Origin of the sequence: Butyrivibrio sp. CB08 (genome assembly GCF_003625485.1) — a bacterium.
GTDB lineage: Bacteria > Bacillota > Clostridia > Lachnospirales > Lachnospiraceae > Butyrivibrio.
On the sequence record NZ_RAIR01000002.1, the window covers coordinates 378427 to 396262 of the forward strand.

Annotated in this window: 16 protein-coding genes; 3 read left to right on the top strand and 13 right to left on the bottom strand. The window is 44.4% G+C overall.

The features are described 5' to 3' along the window. Position 1: 1 nt before the first annotated feature. Positions 2-1372 (bottom strand): TrpB-like pyridoxal phosphate-dependent enzyme, encoded by a 1371-nt coding sequence (locus D6855_RS05280; RefSeq protein ID WP_120738781.1) that lies wholly within the window; start codon positions 1370-1372, stop codon positions 2-4. Positions 1373-1481: 109 nt separating this feature from the next. Here D6855_RS05280 and D6855_RS05285 point away from each other — a divergent pair, with 109 nt between their 5' ends. After that, positions 1482-2015, top strand: a complete 534-nt coding sequence (locus tag D6855_RS05285; RefSeq protein WP_120738784.1) for a GNAT family N-acetyltransferase — start codon at positions 1482-1484, stop codon at positions 2013-2015. Between the two features lie 101 nt (positions 2016-2116). On the opposite strand, the gene D6855_RS05290 is transcribed toward D6855_RS05285, so the two are convergent. The 7 genes from D6855_RS05290 to D6855_RS05320 form a co-directional block, all read right to left on the bottom strand. Continuing rightward, entirely contained in the window at positions 2117-3856 is a 1740-nt protein-coding gene (locus D6855_RS05290) for a bifunctional diguanylate cyclase/phosphodiesterase (RefSeq protein ID WP_158589475.1), read from the bottom strand. 52 nt (positions 3857-3908) lie between these two features. Then, positions 3909-6026: a SpoIIE family protein phosphatase gene (locus D6855_RS05295; protein WP_120738788.1), complete on the bottom strand. Its 2118-nt coding sequence runs from the start codon at positions 6024-6026 to the stop codon at positions 3909-3911. Between the two features lie 16 nt (positions 6027-6042). Beyond that, entirely contained in the window at positions 6043-6987 is a 945-nt protein-coding gene (locus D6855_RS05300) for an ABC transporter permease (RefSeq protein WP_120738790.1), read from the bottom strand. A 5-nt stretch (positions 6988-6992) separates the two neighbouring features. Further along, complete coding sequence (locus D6855_RS05305; protein WP_120738792.1) at positions 6993-8327, bottom strand: ATP-binding cassette domain-containing protein; 1335 nt, start codon at positions 8325-8327, stop codon at positions 6993-6995. A 157-nt stretch (positions 8328-8484) separates the two neighbouring features. Next, positions 8485-10794 carry a glycogen/starch/alpha-glucan phosphorylase gene (locus D6855_RS05310; protein ID WP_199712403.1) on the bottom strand — a complete coding sequence of 770 codons (2310 nt, stop codon included), beginning with the start codon at positions 10792-10794 and terminating at the stop codon, positions 8485-8487. 153 nt (positions 10795-10947) lie between these two features. Then, positions 10948-11937, bottom strand: coding sequence for a LacI family DNA-binding transcriptional regulator (locus tag D6855_RS05315; RefSeq protein ID WP_120738794.1), 990 nt, complete (start codon positions 11935-11937; stop codon positions 10948-10950). A 138-nt stretch (positions 11938-12075) separates the two neighbouring features. Continuing rightward, positions 12076-12627: a DUF3793 family protein gene (locus D6855_RS05320; protein WP_120738796.1), complete on the bottom strand. Its 552-nt coding sequence runs from the start codon at positions 12625-12627 to the stop codon at positions 12076-12078. 157 nt (positions 12628-12784) lie between these two features. On the opposite strand from D6855_RS05320, the gene D6855_RS05325 reads away from it, so the two are divergent. Beyond that, complete coding sequence (locus D6855_RS05325) at positions 12785-13216, top strand: flavodoxin (RefSeq protein ID WP_120739168.1); 432 nt, start codon at positions 12785-12787, stop codon at positions 13214-13216. A 537-nt stretch (positions 13217-13753) separates the two neighbouring features. Here the strand turns inward: D6855_RS05325 and D6855_RS05330 are convergent. The 5 genes from D6855_RS05330 to D6855_RS05350 all read right to left on the bottom strand — a co-directional run bounded on the left by D6855_RS05330 (position 13754) and on the right by D6855_RS05350 (position 16924). Beyond that, a complete protein-coding gene (locus D6855_RS05330; RefSeq protein ID WP_120738798.1) occupies positions 13754-14119 on the bottom strand; it encodes a heavy-metal-associated domain-containing protein in 366 nt (121 codons plus the stop codon). A gap of 50 nt (positions 14120-14169) precedes the next feature. Further along, entirely contained in the window at positions 14170-14403 is a 234-nt protein-coding gene (locus tag D6855_RS05335) for a Fur family transcriptional regulator (protein WP_120738800.1), read from the bottom strand. A gap of 73 nt (positions 14404-14476) precedes the next feature. Then, positions 14477-14629: a FeoB-associated Cys-rich membrane protein gene (locus D6855_RS05340; RefSeq protein WP_120738802.1), complete on the bottom strand. Its 153-nt coding sequence runs from the start codon at positions 14627-14629 to the stop codon at positions 14477-14479. A gap of 27 nt (positions 14630-14656) precedes the next feature. Then, complete coding sequence (gene feoB, locus D6855_RS05345) at positions 14657-16648, bottom strand: ferrous iron transporter B (RefSeq protein WP_120738804.1); 1992 nt, start codon at positions 16646-16648, stop codon at positions 14657-14659. A 60-nt stretch (positions 16649-16708) separates the two neighbouring features. Further along, positions 16709-16924, bottom strand: a complete 216-nt coding sequence (locus D6855_RS05350; RefSeq protein ID WP_120739170.1) for a FeoA family protein — start codon at positions 16922-16924, stop codon at positions 16709-16711. 377 nt (positions 16925-17301) lie between these two features. Here D6855_RS05350 and D6855_RS05355 point away from each other — a divergent pair, with 377 nt between their 5' ends. After that, positions 17302-17679 (top strand): metal-dependent transcriptional regulator, encoded by a 378-nt coding sequence (locus tag D6855_RS05355; RefSeq protein ID WP_120738806.1) that lies wholly within the window; start codon positions 17302-17304, stop codon positions 17677-17679. Positions 17680-17836 lie beyond the last annotated feature (157 nt).

A 17836-nucleotide genomic window follows, 5' to 3' on the forward strand; every position in this document is an offset into this window, starting at 1 on the left:
CTTACTTCTCAACCTTTGGAAGAGAATCAAATGATTTCTGAAGTTCTGCATCTGTTGGAACATAGTCGTTCATCTCATGGTCGTTGTACTTCTGATATGCAACCATATCGAAGTAACCTGTACCTGTAAGACCAAATACGATGTTCTTTTCCTCGCCTGTCTCCTTGCACTTAAGAGCCTCGTCGATGGCAACTCTGATAGCGTGACTACTCTCTGGAGCAGGAAGAATACCCTCAACTCTAGCAAACATCTCAGCAGCCTCAAATACGCTGGTCTGCTCAACTGATCTTGCTGTGAGGATTCCCTGATCGTAAAGCTCTGAAACAACGCTGCTCATGCCGTGATAGCGAAGTCCGCCTGCGTGGTTGGCTGAAGGAATAAAGCCGCTTCCAAGGGTGTACATCTTGGCAAGAGGGCAAACCTTACCAGTGTCGCAGAAGTCATATGCATACTTACCTCTTGTAAGAGATGGGCATGAAGCTGGCTCAACAGCGATGATCTCGTACTGGTTCTCACCGCGAAGGATCTCTCCAGCAAATGGTGAGATAAGTCCTCCAAGGTTTGATCCGCCGCCTGCGCAGCCGATGATCATGTCTGCCTTGATTCCGTATTTATCAAGAGCGGCCTTGGTCTCAAGACCTATTACTGACTGATGAAGAAGTACCTGAGAAAGAACTGATCCAAGAACGTAGCGGTATCCTTCCTGAGAAGTTGCTGCCTCTACAGCCTCAGAAATAGCGCATCCAAGGCTTCCTGTTGTTCCCGGGAACTCTGCATTTATTCTGCGTCCTACCTCTGTATCCATTGATGGAGAAGGAGTAACCTTAGCTCCGTAGGTACGCATAACTTCACGTCTGAATGGCTTCTGCTCGTATGAAACCTTAACCATGTATACCTGGCAGTCCAGATCAAAGTATGAACATGCCATGGAAAGAGCTGTTCCCCACTGACCTGCACCGGTCTCTGTGGTTACGCCCTTAAGTCCCTGCTTCTTGGCATAATATGCCTGAGCGATAGCTGAATTAAGTTTGTGGCTTCCTGATGTGTTGTTACCCTCGAACTTGTAATAGATGTGAGCTGGTGTCTGAAGCTTCTCTTCAAGGCAATAAGCTCTTACAAGTGGAGATGGACGATACATCCTGTAGAAATTTCTGATCTCCTCAGGAATATCAATAAATCTTGAAGTATCATCAAGTTCCTGCTCTGCAAGCTCTCTGCAGAAGATTCCTGAAAGCTCATCCAAAGTCACTGGCTCAAGAGTTCCTGGATTCAGGATAGGAGCTGGCTTCTTTTTCATGTCGCCCCTGACGTTGTACCACTGCTTTGGCATCTCTGATTCTTCAAGATAGATCTTATAAGGTATTGTTGTCATTTTGTTTCCCCCGTTCTAAAAAACTACTAGATAATCATATCTCATTTGACACTTTACTGCAATGAAACCATAATGTAAGAAATATTTCGAAATCGGGAGTGCACATACCATGCCAGATACTGAGTACAAAATAAGGACAGCCACCGAAGACGACGCAGCTGCCCTACTAAAGATATACGACTACTATGTTCGCAAAACCGCCATTACTTTCGAGTACGACACCCCTTCCCTTGAGGAATTTACTGGCCGTATCCGCAACATCAAAGAGAAATTCCCTTATCTTGTTATAGAGCAGGGAAAAGAGATCCTGGGATACGCCTACGCAAGCTCCTTTCACCCAAGAGCTGCCTACCAGTGGTGTGTAGAGATGACTATCTACATTGATAAGGACGTCCGCAGAGGCGGTCTTGGCCGCATGCTCTACACTGAGCTCGAGCGCCAGTTAAAGGATATGGGGATCCTCAACCTCTACGCCTGCATTGGATATCCGGATGAAGAAGATGAACACTTAACCTTCGACAGTGTCCACTTCCACGAAAAAATGGGATATAAGCTCAACGGAAAGTTCACAAAGTGCGGCTACAAGTTCAACCGCTGGTACAACATGGTCTGGATGGAAAAACTGATCGGAGAGCATAATTAATATAAAGGTGGGCCCCAGCTCTAGAATACTTTACTCCTCAATGCTAATCGCTTAACCTCGTCGTAAAGAATTCTAGAGCTGGAGCCCACCTGTATTTTAACTTATGCTTCCTGTTTTTCCCAAACCAGGCCTTTTTCGGATGTGAAGGCTCTGGTCTCTTCCATTGGCATAGGCTTTCCGAAATAGTAACCCTGCGCCCTTTCGCAGCCGATCTGCTTAAGGAAATCAAAGTGCGTTTCGGTCTCAACGCCTTCGCAGAGTGGTGATACGCCCATGGCCTTGGCGCCCTTAATTATGTACTTCATGATCTGACCTGTCTTAGGACTCTTATCGAAACTTCTAAGGAATACCATATCAAGCTTAAGTACATCGAAGTTGTAGTTGGCGATAGTATTAAGTGATGAGTAGCCACTTCCAAAGTCATCGATCCAAACGTGATATCCCATCTCTCTCATCTTGTCACATTCAGACCTTATATAGCTCTCGTTCTCGTTAAGGGAGCTCTCAGTGATCTCAAGATCCAGCATACTTCTTGGAATATCATATTCCTCCCTGGTGCTTTCAATGTACCCAAAGATATCACACAGTTCAAAGTCCAGTCTTGAGATATTTACTGATACAGCGACGATCTCTTTTCCCTCTTCCCTCATCCTTGCGTAGTCCTCGCAGACCTTTTTGACCACGTACTTATCAACCAGATGAATAAGGTGGAAGTCCTCAAGTGTAGTGATGAAGTCGCCAGGAGACAGCATTCCCATCTTGGGATCTATCCATCGAACCAGTGCCTCATATCCACAGATTTCTCCAGTCTTAACCCTTACAACAGGCTGATAGAACACCTTAATGTACTCATTTTCAATGGCTTCGTCGATATGATCGATAACAAACTGCTGCTTGCGGAGATTCTCACGGAGCATCTCGTCATAAACGCAGTAGTTCACGTCGTGCCTGTGCTTAATTGAGTTGCAGGCAAGTCTTGCATGATCGCAGGCAAGTCCGATCTCTGCCCTTCTGTCGTCCAGATAATAGATTCCGGCTTTGATCCTGACCTTCTTGTTGACATCCTCAGCAAGGAGCATAGTCTTATAGACCTTCTCAACCTTCTGGATAACGCTTTCCCTGTCGCCTGTGGTGCACACAACAAAGTGGTCATCGGAAAATCTCGCAACGATTCCGCCGGTGATAAAGGTCTCCCTGATAGCCTTGGCAAGGTCGCACAGAAGCTCATCGCCAAGCTTAAAACCGTTTCTCTCATTAAATAATTTGAAGTTTGGAATATCAAAGTGGATAAAAGAAATGTCCTCTCTCCAGCTCTCGTAGGACCCAAGGAACATCTGGGCCTTCTGGTAGAAGAAGGACATATTAAGAAGACCAGTCAGGTCATCAGTTTCCTGATTAGCAGACAGGATCTCAGCCTCTGCAAATGAATTGCGGTTCTTGTTAAAGAACTCATTCTGATCCACATCAACGATGTAGACATAGTAAAAACTCTTTCCATCTCCCCTGTGAAGAAGATGTCCAAAGTCCTCTACATATCTTGTAGTACCGTCCTTTGTGAGGATACGGTAGCGGACATAATCGTGTTTCTTTTCCCCAAAGATAGTCTGGGCCTGGATCTGATTCTCGATCTTCTTGTAATCATCGGGATGAACCATGCCCTTGAAAGTGCCGCCTGTGTGCATAATGAACTCGCCCATGTTCTCGCACCCGTAGAGAGCAAGCACATTGGGTCCTGCATAGTAAATACTCTCTGATGGTCCTGCATCATAGATGAAAAATCCACCAGGCAACCCCAACGGAATCATGCCACTAGTTCCAGCGTCGAAACTCTTTTTCTCCATACACTTCCTCTCCTTTCCCGGGTCAGAAGGCGCACGCTGCGCCATCTTCAGGTCACTTATACTCAAGACACATCATTGTAAGATCGTCAAACTGCTCTGCATCTCTTATGAAATCTGTTATGTCGTAGCAAATGTTGTCAAGGAGTTCTTTGGGTGATACATTTGGATCTTTGTTAAGTGCTATCAGCATCCTGTCAGTGCCGTACATAACCACATCTGCATTGGTTGCCTCCGGCACTCCGTCTGTGTATAAAAAGATCTTATCGCCATGTTCAAGCTGTATCGTGTATTCTTTGTATCTGGTACCTTCCATTCCGCCGATAACAAAGCCGTGCTTATCCTTATAAAGCTCAAAGTAGCCGTTAGCTCTTTTCACTGCTGGATACTCATGTCCGGCGTTGGCGCAGGTAAGCTTGCCGGAAGATATCTCAAGGATTCCAAACCATGCGGTAACAAACATTCCTGTCTGGTTGTTGGTGGTAAGAGCCTCATTGGTCTTATCAAGGGTCTCCGCTGCAGACTTACCAAGCATTGCACAGCTTTGCAGGATGGTCTTGGCGATCATCATGAAAAGAGCTGCAGGAATACCTTTACCAGAAACGTCCGCCATGACCATTCCAAGATGATCATCATCTATGAGGAAGAAGTCGTAGAAGTCGCCTCCAACCTCCCTTGCGGGTTCCATCATGGCATAGATCTCAAACTCATCCCTGTCAGGGAAAGGCGGGAACTCATGAGGCATAATGCCTGCCTGAATCCTGGTGGCCAGAGAAAGTTCGGTGCCGATCCTCTCTTTTTCCGCTGTAACTGTCTTGATGTCTGAGATGTATGTCTTAAGCCTTTCAGTCATGGAGCCAAAGGATTTAGCCAGTGTCTCAACTTCATCGTCAGTGTTCTCGTACCAGGCGAAGTCCAGCTTGTCTCCATCCATGTTCTGAACTTTATCTGTCAAAAGAGCTATAGGCATAACCAGGCGTCTGCTGAGCCTGTTTGAGATGATAACTGAAAGGGCTGCCATTGCAAGAATAAGCAGTAGTATTGTTGCAAGAGCTGATTTGGTAACCTTTGCAACCTCATCTTCTTCGCTCTGGTGACTCTGCTTGATAAATGTAAGCAGGTTCTCCTTAGGAGCAAGGACTGTCTTTTCAGGAATGATATTGATAAGGGACCAGCCTACGCACTCGATCGGATAGTATGCAACATAGCTGCTCTCTCCATCGATGTTTAAAAGCTCCAGACCATTCTCTCCATTAGTTGCTCTTTCAGTGAGGTTTACAAGGCCTTTATCGCTGTTTTCTTTTCCACCAAGCTTGGTGCCTGACTTAAGCTCACCATCATCGCTGGATGAGAAAATGATGGATCCATTGCCATCGATGATACATGTATTTCCTTCATCTGTGAGCTTGGCATTCATCATCATGCTCTCGATTCCCTCGAGGTAAAGACCAGCTGATGCAACTCCCACAAACTCTGTATCCCTGTAGATAGGAGCGCCGCACATGATGGCCAGCCTTCCTGTGTCATAGTCAGGGGTTATCTCTGTGAAATAGAGCTTGCCTGAATGCTTGGCTCCTGTGTACCAGGGGCGCTTTCTTGGATCAAGGTATCCGTAATTGCCCTTTGCATCCCATCTCTCTTCAAGAACTGGACCAGCAAGAAGAAGGATTCCGCTCTCAGTTCCTATACTGGATGCTCCAAGCTCAGGATACTGATTGTACATGGCAAGAAGATTGCCCTTTAGATTTCCTATCATGTAAAGCTCATCCTGAATTGCAGGATCATCTGGATCCACATCCTCAGCGTAGACGAACTGCTCCATGTCCTTGCCTATATCTGATGGCTCAAGTTGCTTAATATATGTTCTTCCGTAAATGTCCGGATGACTGTAAATATCAGTAGCTGAATCAGCTATCATCTGTATGGTGGCTGCAAACTCTCTTAGCATCTCGTTAAGAGTGTAAGCACATCCCAGGGTTGTAGCGTTCAGATTCCCCGTTATCTGATCACGCATTGCAATATCAGAATACTCCTCTACCTCAGTACTGGTCTGTACCGAGCTCTCCGTAAGAATATTCCTGACTCTCCCCAGCATATGCAATGCAATAACTCCAAACAGGATCAGCAACAATGAAGAGACTAGAAGCATCATCCTCATTATCTTTTTCTTCATACCAAATTTTCCCCTCTTATCTCTTATCTTTATCTATAAATTCAAGCAGAATGATTGCTGCTATAACATATACCGCTGTCCATATTATAAGCCATGCCCAGCATTTTAGTACAATCTTTGCATCATAATTAAACTCAGGATTCTGATTCTGGGCTGCAGAGGCCATCAGAAAGTCATCTCGCATATCGTTCTGCTCAATATACTGAAACGCGGTTAAAAGAGGTTTATCCCCTTCAACTTCTACATCCTTCATCTTAAGTGCGTTGTTCCATACGCTCACCATAGGAAGAGAGTTGTAATCTCCCTGGGAACACATGGCTGTCAGTCCCCATTTCGTAGCCGTAAGGTTTGTAAATGGCATTGCCTCATCAGGAAGAGTAAAGAATGATCCTGAAAACAACAGCTCTACTATCAAAAGAAATGGCATTATGGTCATGGCTGCTGTAGTAGTTTTGGAAAATGCTGAAACCAGAAGTGCCAGCATATCCGCACAATATGTCACAAGGAAAAGAGTTATTCCAAGATCAACAGCTGGCCATGGAGTGAAAAGACATTTCTCCGGCATCTTTATCTTCATAAACTGACATACAAAGAGAGTGATACATACCTGAAGGATACACAAAATAGCCTGATAGATCATGTGCGCTGCCACATAGGATGTTATATGAAGGCCGGCTCTGTGCTCTCTTTTTACGATAGCTCTTTCTCTGCATATCATCTGGATCGAGTTAAAAAAGCCATTCCAGACGCATACACAGGACAGGGCAAAGGTGCCCATAAGAGTGCCTTCCATGGTATCAAACAGGTTAGCTCCAACAGCAAATGCAACCAGTGCTGCAATAATTGCTGACATCGGGAGAACCTTCCAGTCGTTCTGGAACAGGAACATCCTAAAGAGCTTTCCCAGATATATAAAGGTCTGTGCCCCTCGGCCTCTGTGCGTGTACTCATAGGTTTCCATAGTAGTTACCCCACCTTCTCTTTCATGAGGTCAGCGTATTTCTCCACGAACTCATCTGCTCTGCCTTCGCCGCCTTCATCCTTCTGGTTGATGGAAAGAAGAATATCCTCCATGGACTCTTTTCCAAAGAATTCATAAGCCTTATCAACAGGGCCATAATATGCCAGTCTTCCGGTTCTTCTGGCATCCTTGGCAAGGACGATAACATCATCAAAAAGATCTATTACACGGTCAGGGGTGTGGGTGATAACTATTACGATCTTGCCCTCATCAGCAATTTCCCTTAGCTTCTCAAAGAGCTTCCTGGCCACAACTCCGTCAAGGCCCGAATCCGGCTCATCAAGGATAAAGAGCTCCGGGTCAGTTATAAACTCGAGGGCGATGGACAGTCTCTTTCTCTGACCACCAGAGAGTTTATCAACAAGGCTGTTTTTCACAGCCGTAAGTCCAAACAGATCAAGGACATAGGCCATGCGGTTTTCTCTTTCCATGACAGACATCTCAACCGGAAGGCGCATCAGCGCAGCATCCAAAAGAGTCATCTCCACAGTATCTGTGCCTCTCATAAGGTCAGCCTGTGGCACAAAGCCGATGTCATATTTCATCTTCTCGTAGTCTTCGTAAACATCCTGCTGCCCAAGCATTATCCTGGCGTCAGCCTTCTCATACCCTGTCACTGCATTAAGGTATGTTGTCTTTCCAGCGCCTGATCCTCCAAGAAGAAGCACCAGATGTCCCTTTGGAATGGACATGTGGATGTCCTTAAGAAGGACTTTCTTTTTGAAGAAATCTATGGCAGTTCGCTTGCTTATGTTTACAGTAAGGGCATTGTCAGAAGCTTTGATGTCTTCTCCAAGCTCTTTTGCCCCAGATACCCCTTTGAGACTGACAACCTTCTTGCTGGGCTGGAACTTCCTGGAAAGTCCCCAGATAAACAATGTCAGTGTCTTGAAGAAAATGAATGCCCATATCCATTTTCTCTTTCTCTCAAATATCTGTATAAGCCCCTGGTATATCTTGATCCCATAGATAAAAAGAGCCACATACAGTCCTAACAGAGGGATGGCAAGGAACATCGTTACCCTGATGTCGCCTTGAAAGATGAATCCAGCGATGACATCAACATAGTACAGGCAGGTCAGGACAGTATATGTCCGGCCTTCCTTTTCTTTGTCCGCACAAAGGGCTATGTTGTACTCTCTGACTGCAGGAATAAAAGCAAAAAGCTTATTTACCCCGCACTTATGAAATATCCCAAGATAAGAAAGGGATATCAGTAGATATGATAAAACCTGTGGTCCAATACGGTTAATATCAGTATAGTCAATGTTTCCAGCCATGCTTGTCTCCTTTTCCCCTCATAAACACATAGCCACACCTATAATTTTAGCCGAAATTGCGCTTTTTTTCATTAGTTTTTTGCTGTTTTAGCTAAAAATAACGGACTTAAAGCCACAAAAAAACCGGAGAGCTGTCCGCTCTCCGGTTAACAGGTCATCAGTTAAGATGCCAGATATCTCTGTTGTACTCTGCAATTGTTCTGTCTGATGAGAAGTAGCCTGCCTTGGCGATGTTTGTGAGCATCATCCTCTTCCACTTATCTCTCTTCTCATAGTCAGCGAAGATCTCATCCTTCTTGGCAATGTAGCTCTCAAGATCGATAAGAGTCATGAACCAGTCCTTGTTAAGGAGCTCTTTGTGGAGTCTCTCAAGATTCTCCTTGTGACCAACCTTAAGGCACTCTTTGCTTACGATGAAGTCCACAGCCTCTTTGATAACAGGACTCTTCTTGTAGTAATCCTTAGAAACGTAGTCTGCCTTCTTGTAGTGCCCTATAACTTCGTCAGCGCTTACACCAAAGATGTAGATATTGTCATCACCTACAAGCTCGTGGATCTCAACGTTTGCGCCGTCGTCTGTTCCAAGAGTTACAGCGCCGTTAAGCATAAACTTCATGTTACTTGTTCCTGAAGCCTCCTTGGAAGCAAGTGAGATCTGCTCAGAAACATCACATGCAGGAATGAGCTTCTCTGCGTAGCTTACATTGTAGTTCTCAACCATGATCACCTTCATGTACTTGTTTACATCAGGATCGTTGTTGACGATCTCCTGAAGAACAAGAAGAAGGTGGATAATGTCTTTTGCGATAACATAAGCAGGTGCAGCCTTGGCGCCAAAGATAAAGGTGATTGGCCTTGTTGGCTTCTTGCCGCCCTTGATCTCAAGGTACTTGTGAATGATGTAAAGGGCGTTCATCTGCTGTCTCTTGTACTCGTGAAGTCTCTTTACCTGGATGTCAAAGATAGAGTCGGGATCAACCTCCACGTTCTCAGCCTTCTTGAGGTAAGCAGCAAGCTCTTTTTTCTTGCCCATCTTGATGGCCTCAAGCTGTGAAAGTACTTCCTCATCGTCCCTAAACTCAAGGAGCTTCTCAAGCTTGTTTGCATCCTTCTTGTAGCCGTCGCCAATGGTCTGTGAAAGGAAGTCAGCCAGAGGATGGTTGCAGGAAAGAAGCCATCTTCTGAAGGTAATTCCGTTAGTCTTGTTGTTGAACTTCTCAGGATAGAGCTTGTAGAAATCATTGAGCTCGCTGTCCTTAAGAATATCTGTATGAATTGCAGCAACACCATTGATTGAGAATCCGTAGTGGATGTCAATGAATGCCATGTGCACTCTCTTGTCCTTGTCGATGATCTGAACCTTAGGGTTCTTGACCTTAGCTCTGATCCTCTTATCAAGCTCCTTGATGTAAGGAACAAGCTGAGGAACTACCTTCTCAAGGTATTCAAGAGGCCATGTCTCAAGAGCCTCTGCAAGGATAGTGTGGTTGGTGTATGCACATGTCTTGCTTACAACATCGATAGCATCATCAATTGCAAATGCCTTATCCTCAACAAGGATCCTGATGAGCTCAGGGATGATCATTGTTGGGTGTGTATCGTTGATCTGAATAACTGCGTGCTTATAAAGCTCGTGAAGGTCGTACTGACGCTCCTTCTGCTCTCTTAAGATGAGCTGTGCTGCGTTTGAAACAAGGAAGTACTCCTGGTAGATACGAAGGAGGTTTCCTGCCTCGTCTGAATCATCCGGATACAGGAAAAGAGTCAGGTTCTTGTCAGTCTTGGTCTTATCGAAATCGATGCCCTTCTTAACAAGGCTCTCATCGATAGACTCGATATCAAAGAGGCGAAGTTTGTTAACGCCTGTATCGTAGCCTACAACGTTCATGTTGTAGAGGCGGCTTACTACCTTCTTTTTGCCAAAAGAAACTTCGAAGGTTGTATCTGTCTTCTCAAGCCATGACTGATCCTCGATCCAGTCGTTCTTTTCTGCGCACTGCAGGTGATCTTTGAATACCTGCTTAAAAAGTCCGAAGTGATAGTTAAGTCCGATTCCCTCTCCTGCCATTCCAAGAGTTGCGATTGAATCAAGAAAGCATGCTGCAAGTCTTCCAAGTCCGCCGTTACCAAGTGATGGTTCTGGCTCGCACTCCTCGATCTCTGGAAGGCTCTTGCCGTTGGCTTCAAGGATTGCCTTAACTCTGTCATATACTCTCAAATTTATAAGGTTGTTGGAAAGAAGCTTACCAATAAGGAACTCCATTGAAATGTAGTAAACCTTTTTCTCCCCGTTATATACTTCCGCTACATCCATCAGCCTAGTTGTCATCTCAAGAAGTACATAGTAGGTTTCCTGATTGCTTAAGTCCTTAAGGCTCTTGCCGAACTTCTCATCGGCGATTCCCTGAAGCTGTTCTTCAAGGTTAAGGACAAGTACGTCGCGCTGCATGTTTGTGTGCTTTGACATTTTTCATTCTCCTTTTTGTTGCTTGTTTTTATTTCCCTTTGTTTTATTTTTCTGGAAAACGTTTTCTTCAATTGATGAATTAAATGTATCACAGGAAAACGTTTTCCGCAAGTACAAATTTTAAATTTTTTGTGATATCCGTATTGCTGCGCCTTAGCAGATGATGTCTTCGTATTTCATCCTGACCATAGTGTGAGGAACTGTAACCTTCCTGCCCTTTTCTCCCTGCATGAGTCTCCACAGTTCATCCAGTGCAATCTCTGATATCTGCACGAAGTCCTGCTTGACTGTATTCATCTGCTTGCCCACATATCCCATGAGGATAATTCCATCAAACCCACATACCGGGCGGAATATATCCATATCTATAAGGGCCTTCATCGCTCCGATAGCCATAAGATCTGATGCACATACAACGCAGTCGTTGTTCTTTGCATATCTCATGGTGAGCTGTCTTGCCCGAAGCTCAGAAAACTGCCCGTTTCGCACGCTGAGCTTAAGTTTCTTTTCATCGCAGAGCTTCTTAATACCCTCGAGCCTTTCTGAAGTCACATAGCCATCCTCTTCTCCTGCAATGTAGAGGATCCTCTTGCATTTATTCTCAGTGATGGTCTTTTTAGCTATGTCATACTGAGCCTTTTTATTGTTGATGCTGACACAGGTTGTGGTGTCGTTGACCATTGGGGCGTCGATGACAACCATTTTAAAGATCCCGCTGTCGATAAGCTTTTTAATGAGCTTATCCTTCTTGGTCATGCCATATACGATGATGCCCTTTATACCTTGGGATTCAAAATAGCTGATAACCTCTGTAGCAGTCATGTCTTCTATCATGGTCTTAAAGACAGTGATCACATCAAGCTGCAGCTCTTTTGCCCTGTGAACTGCCCCTGAAATGTACTGCATGTTGATCTCGTCGCTGGCCTGCGTGCCAAGACTTATGTTGATAAGAAGAGCCACCCTTCCAGTCCTCTTGGATGAGAGACTTGCTGCCACAGCGTTTGGCACAAAGCCAAGTCTGTCCACCACATCCATGACCTTCTTCCTGGTGTCCTCACTTACATTTGGATAGTTGTTTAAAACCTTGGAGACTGTTGATATTGCAACCCCTGCCTCCTTGGCTACATCCTTAATCGAAACCATTGTTTTCCCCTTATACCCTCATTTCGGAAATCGTTTTCCGTACATACAATACTATATCGAAAGCGCCAGGAAATGTCCAATAAATTATATATAAAAAAAGGATGGCACCTGCTATGTGCCATCCTTGTATGAATAATCTCAGCTTGCAACCGTAAGCTGCTCCAGGCTCTTTCCGTTCTTGTGGGCCCTGTTATATATTTCAGTGCATTTCCTGTACTGAGCAAATGTCTTAAGGGCAGAGGCCGTATCTCCATATACCTTCCAAAAGCCTGTGTACTTAACCCCTTCTTCAGGACTCTTCATAAATCCCAGCACATCTGTAACAGGGTATCCCAGGAAAAGACCTATCTCGTGGGGGAACTTTGGATCCTGACAAAGATGCCTTGTAAGCTCCGCCACGCACCTGTCTGCATTGGTGTAGGTATATCCCTTCTCCTTGAGGATCCTGCAGACCTCCTCGTTTCCAAAATCTCTTTTTAAAAAGGCTGGTCTGTAAAGATAAACAAGCATCCTGCCCCTTGAGAATCTTACCGGTATCATACGGATTCCCTTGGGTGCCAATCTCTTGTTGAATCCTCTGACTTCCCTGTTGAATTCTTCCTTATCATCGCATTCCACAGTAAAAAGATTTCCTGTTTTGAGCCCCGCCAGAGTTGGCGAGCATAGACTGATCAGTAATTGATCCCCCATTTTTGAAGTTTTCCTCCATGTGGTTAGTGTGCGCTAACTCGATAATTCTTATCATCTGTTAGTCTTGATTACTATGTTAGCATGTGCTAACTTCTTTTTCAAGAGTATATCTACAAATTTCACATGACTTTCAATGCTCAGAAAGGATGAGATAAGTATGAATAAAGTAAAGGTTGTATTCTGGAGCGGAACAGGAAACACAGAGGCTATGGCAAACGCTGTAGCATCCGGAATTAAGAGCGCAGGCGGCGAAGCTGAGCTTATCCCCTTCGAGACAGTCAGTGTATCCGATGTTTCAGGAGATTCAGTAATTGCATTTGGATGTCCTGCCATGGGAGCAGAAGTTTTAGAGGAAGGTTCCGTAGAGCCATTCATGATGGACTACGAGAACAAGTGCAGTGGCAAGAAGATCGCCCTGTTTGGTTCCTACGGCTGGGGAGACGGCCAGTGGATGAGAGACTGGCAGGACAGACTCACCGCCGGTGGCGCAACTATCCTTGGCGGCGAAGGCGTTATCGCCAACAACGCACCAGATGACGATGTCATCTCAAAGTGCGAAGATCTGGGAAGAGCCCTTGCCCAGGCATAAATAACAGTCAAGTCATTTTATTGACCACTACTTGAATTTTAACGACCCTCGGAAATCGATCCAGTGGCTTTCACGGCATATCCTCACAGGTGCTCTGTATAGATAGACCTATATATGACGGCCTATCGCACCTGTTGCGGTATTCCATGATCCACTTGACCGATTTTCAAGGGTCGTTTTTTGGTAATCAAGCGGGCAATAAATATCATTGGTGCCCATATAGTACTTGTGTTTGTATTGCCGTCCTGGACTTTGGGCCAAAACAGCCTATTTTCAAAAAGAAGTACCATTGAATTTACTTTATCTAGTCAATTGCCGCACGAAAAGCTGATTTCGTAGGCATTTTTTACAAGTTCCTCATGAATTCATTGCAAATGATGCAGTTCTCAATGGTACCCCTTTTTCAATAACACCCTTTTTGGCCCAAAATCAAATTATTCATAGCCCGCTTGATTACCAAAAATGCCCCCAAGCCTGCAGTCAAGCAGACCTGGGGGCATTATAATCTCAAGCGCGGACTATGAATATTACTGATACTTATTTCTCTATAACAGACACAACTTTATAATCCAGCGCTTCTATAGCCTTAATGATCTCATCGTCATCAACATCCCTGTCGTACTCTACCACAGCTTGTTTCTTACGAAGATTAAGCCTGGCTGAAACGCCGTCTATTCTATTGATAGCTCTTTTAACGCGGTTTGTGCAGTTCTCGCAGTGCATTCCGTCAATTTTAAACACCTTGGTCTTAACCGCTGGTCCGGAGAGCTTCTTGTCAGGTTCCTTAACAGTAGAGGATCCACCTCCGCAACAGCTTCCCTGTCCCATAAGGTGCTTTACAGCTCCCTTTGTCGCCGCGGCGAATATCACAGCCAGAATTACAACTATGATCGCATTTGCCATATCCTTAAATTCCTCACTAATTTTCTATATTTTAGGGCAGCATAAACTGTTCACCTAAGCTTAATTATGTCGATCCTGTCTACCACTCCAATGTCCTCCAGGACCTTGATCATTCGGTAGACTGTGGCTGTGCCTATTGAATCATCTTTCTTTTTTACATTGCAGCAGATATCCTTGCAGGATGATCCATCGTTCTCTGCAATAACGTCTGCTACCAGCCTTCTCTGTTTTGTTATGCGCATTCCGCTGTCTTTTAATGCTGTGATGATCTGTTCGTTGCTCATAATCTTTTCTCCGTTAGTCTACGCTAACCACATGCTAATAATAAAGCCCGCTGTTTGGACGGGCTTTATTACATCATTTCTTTTTACATGAACAGGTTGCCTTATGGCAGGCACCTGCTGATGGACATCCGATGCAGTGTACACCCTTTTTCTTCTGGGTGTATATGTATCTGATCGCAAGTCCAAGGATTATTCCGATAATTACAATTGCAATAAAATCTGCCATATACTAACACTTTCTAATAACTACAGATCAGTCGAGCTTGTACTCCAAAGCCATCTCTTTCTGGTTTCTCTGGATCAAGTATACAATAACTACTGCAAAAACAACAATTGCGATAAGTCCGCCTACAAAACCTGCTCCAAGAGAGCCTGTTGTAATAAGAGTTCCGATCTGATAAACAAGGAATCCAACGGTAAAGCCTGTTGCAAGCTGAAGTCCGATGGCACCCCACAGCCACTTAGCTGACTTCATCTCGGAGTTCATAGCTCCAAGAGCTGCAAAGCAAGGTGGTGTGTAGAGGTTGAACATAAGATATGCAAGGGCTGCAACCTTGGTGATTCCCATAACTGCTGCTACTGCATTTCCTTCACCAATGAGTTCAAGCTCCTCTGTATCGATGAGGTTAGAGATAGCAAATACTGTTGCGATGGTTCCAACAACGTTCTCTTTTGCGATAAATCCTGTGATAGCTGCTGCAGCAAGCTGCCAGCTGATAACGCCAACTACTGGGATCAGGAGATATGCAAATGGTCCTGCAACGCCCGCTAGGATTGATGTACTCTCCATGCCCTCTTCAACTGGCTGGAAGCCAAAGTCGAAGGTCTGCATGATCTGAACTACAGTGTTACATACAAGAATAACTGTTCCTGCCTTAACGATGTATGCCTTACCTCTTTCAAGCATTGACTTGAGAGCAAATGAAAGGCTTGGAACCTTGTACTCAGGAAGCTCAATGATGAAGAAGCTCTTTCTGTACTTCATACCTGTGATAGCCTTGATAAGAAGTGCTCCAAGGAGAATCAGAAGAATACCACCCATGTAGCAGATGAAGCTTACCCATCTTGACTCTGGGAAGAATGCACCAGCGAAAAGAGCTATTACAGGAAGCTTGGCTCCACATGGCATGAAGGTTGCAAGCATGGCTGTTGCACGTCTCTCCCTCTCATTCCTGATAGTTCTGCAGGCCATGATAGCTGGGATTCCGCAACCTGTACCGATGATCATTGGGATAACTGACTTACCTGAAAGACCAACTCTCTTAAAGATAGGGTCAAGGACTACTGTTGCTCTTGCCATGTATCCACAATCCTCCAAAAGAGCGATGAGGAAGTACATAACCATAACCAGTGGAAGGAAACCAACAACGGCACCAACACCGCCGATTATTCCATCAACGAGAAGCGCATAGAGAAGAGGGTTGGCATCTGCCATTGCATCTCCAACCATTCCCTGGAAGGACTCGATCCAGCCTGCAAGAATATCAGCAAGCCATGTTCCTACTGTTGTCTGTGAGATATAGAATACAAGCCACATGATGGCTGCAAAGATAACAATACCAAGAACTGGATGTGTAACTATGTTATCGATCGTATCGCCGAAATTCTTGTCCTTAGTAAATACCTTACGGTTCTCAACTTCGCTTACGATCTTATTTACAAACTCGAATCGCTTTCTATCAGCTGCCTCAACCTCAGCTTTGCTGGTAAGATCAATGTTGCCCTGAACATAAGGCTCTTTCTGACCCTTGCCCTCAAGCTCAGCAGCTGCCTTAACAACTTCCTTAAGGCCAGACTCTGATGTGGCTACAGTCTTGATAACAGGACAGCCAAGCTTCTCTGAAAGGAGCTTCTCATCAATGGAGTTACCCTTCTTGTCATTGGCATCGTTCTTGTTAAGAGCAACAACTACAGGCACCCCAAGTTCAAGGAGCTGTGTTGTGAAAAAGAGACTTCTGCTAAGATTAGTTGCATCGACAATATTGATGATTGCATCAGGATGCTCATTCTTAACATATCCGCTTGTGATGCTCTCCTCTGATGTGAATGGAGACATTGAATACGCTCCGGGAAGATCAACTGCGATCAGCTCCTTATCACCATCATAGTAGCTCTTTTTGATAGCACTCTCTTTCTTGTCAACTGTAACACCGGCCCAGTTACCGATCTTTTCAGAACGACCAGTTAAGGCATTGTACATGGTTGTTTTGCCGCTGTTGGGATTACCCGCCATAGCGATTCTCATTTTCTTTTTCCTCCTAAATTGCTATATCATTCAAAACACATTTAAATGTATCTTTGAAACTTACTGAACCCTGATAGCACTGGCTAACTCAGGATCAATATTATATCTTGCGTCCTTGATAGCGACTACCAGGTTTTTCTTCTTGTCTACAACTGTGATCTTCTCTCCACTATAGCAACCAAGGGAAAAAAGAAAGCTCTCCATCTCCTCATCGCCTCCAGTTGAGACATTGTCGATTGTATATTCTGTACCAAGATTAGCTTCATTAAGTGACATAGACATTTTTTCCTCCTATTTGTTCAAATGACGTTAGCACTGTGTAACATGTGTTATCATGTGCTAACTTCAATTCATAGAATAGTCTTGTCAAGAATAATTGTCAATAAGTAATTTTAAAAAACCTTAGACTATTTCTGGTTTTATGCAATTGATTAATCAGATCTTTCTGCAATGGAAATGCCGCATTGGCAAGATGCGGCATTTTAGGTAGGAGATTTCTTATGACTTGGCTTGTCATTTGATTAGCTTTCGCTAACAAAATGAATGTTAGCATATGCTAACTTCTTTGTCAACACTTTTAATTACATTTGTTTTTCATCAATGGTTATAGTATGCTTAATTATAGAAAAAAGCTTATGAAAGGCGGCTAAGTTATGGCACTTCAAGAATCTGGAGAGATGTATCTGGAAACAATTTATGTTCTTTCACAGGACCATACCAACGTTCGTGCAGTGGATATAGGCGAGGAGCTTGGATATTCAAGGCCTTCTGTTAGTCGTGCCATGCATGTGCTTAAGGATGAGGGACTGGTTAAGACCGACGAATATGGTTTTGTAGTGCTAACTGAAGCAGGCAGAGTTCTTGCCAAGCGCATCTACGAGCGTCATACAGTTCTGACTGAGGCTTTTCGTTATATTGGAGTTGATGAGAAGATCGCTTCTGAGGATGCATGCCGCGTGGAGCACTACATCAGCGATGAGACCTTTGATGCCATTAAGGCTTTCATGGCAACCAAGAAGAAAAAGAAATAATAAGATTGCGCAGATAACAATAGAGATGCCAGGGGCAAATTGCCCAGGCATCTCTATTTTTGTGTCTTTATAAAATTCAGCGAGAAAACCCCTTCCGATGAAGTTGGTTGTGGGATGAATCGCCTTTACGCGAACAACTGTTCGTGATAGAATAAAC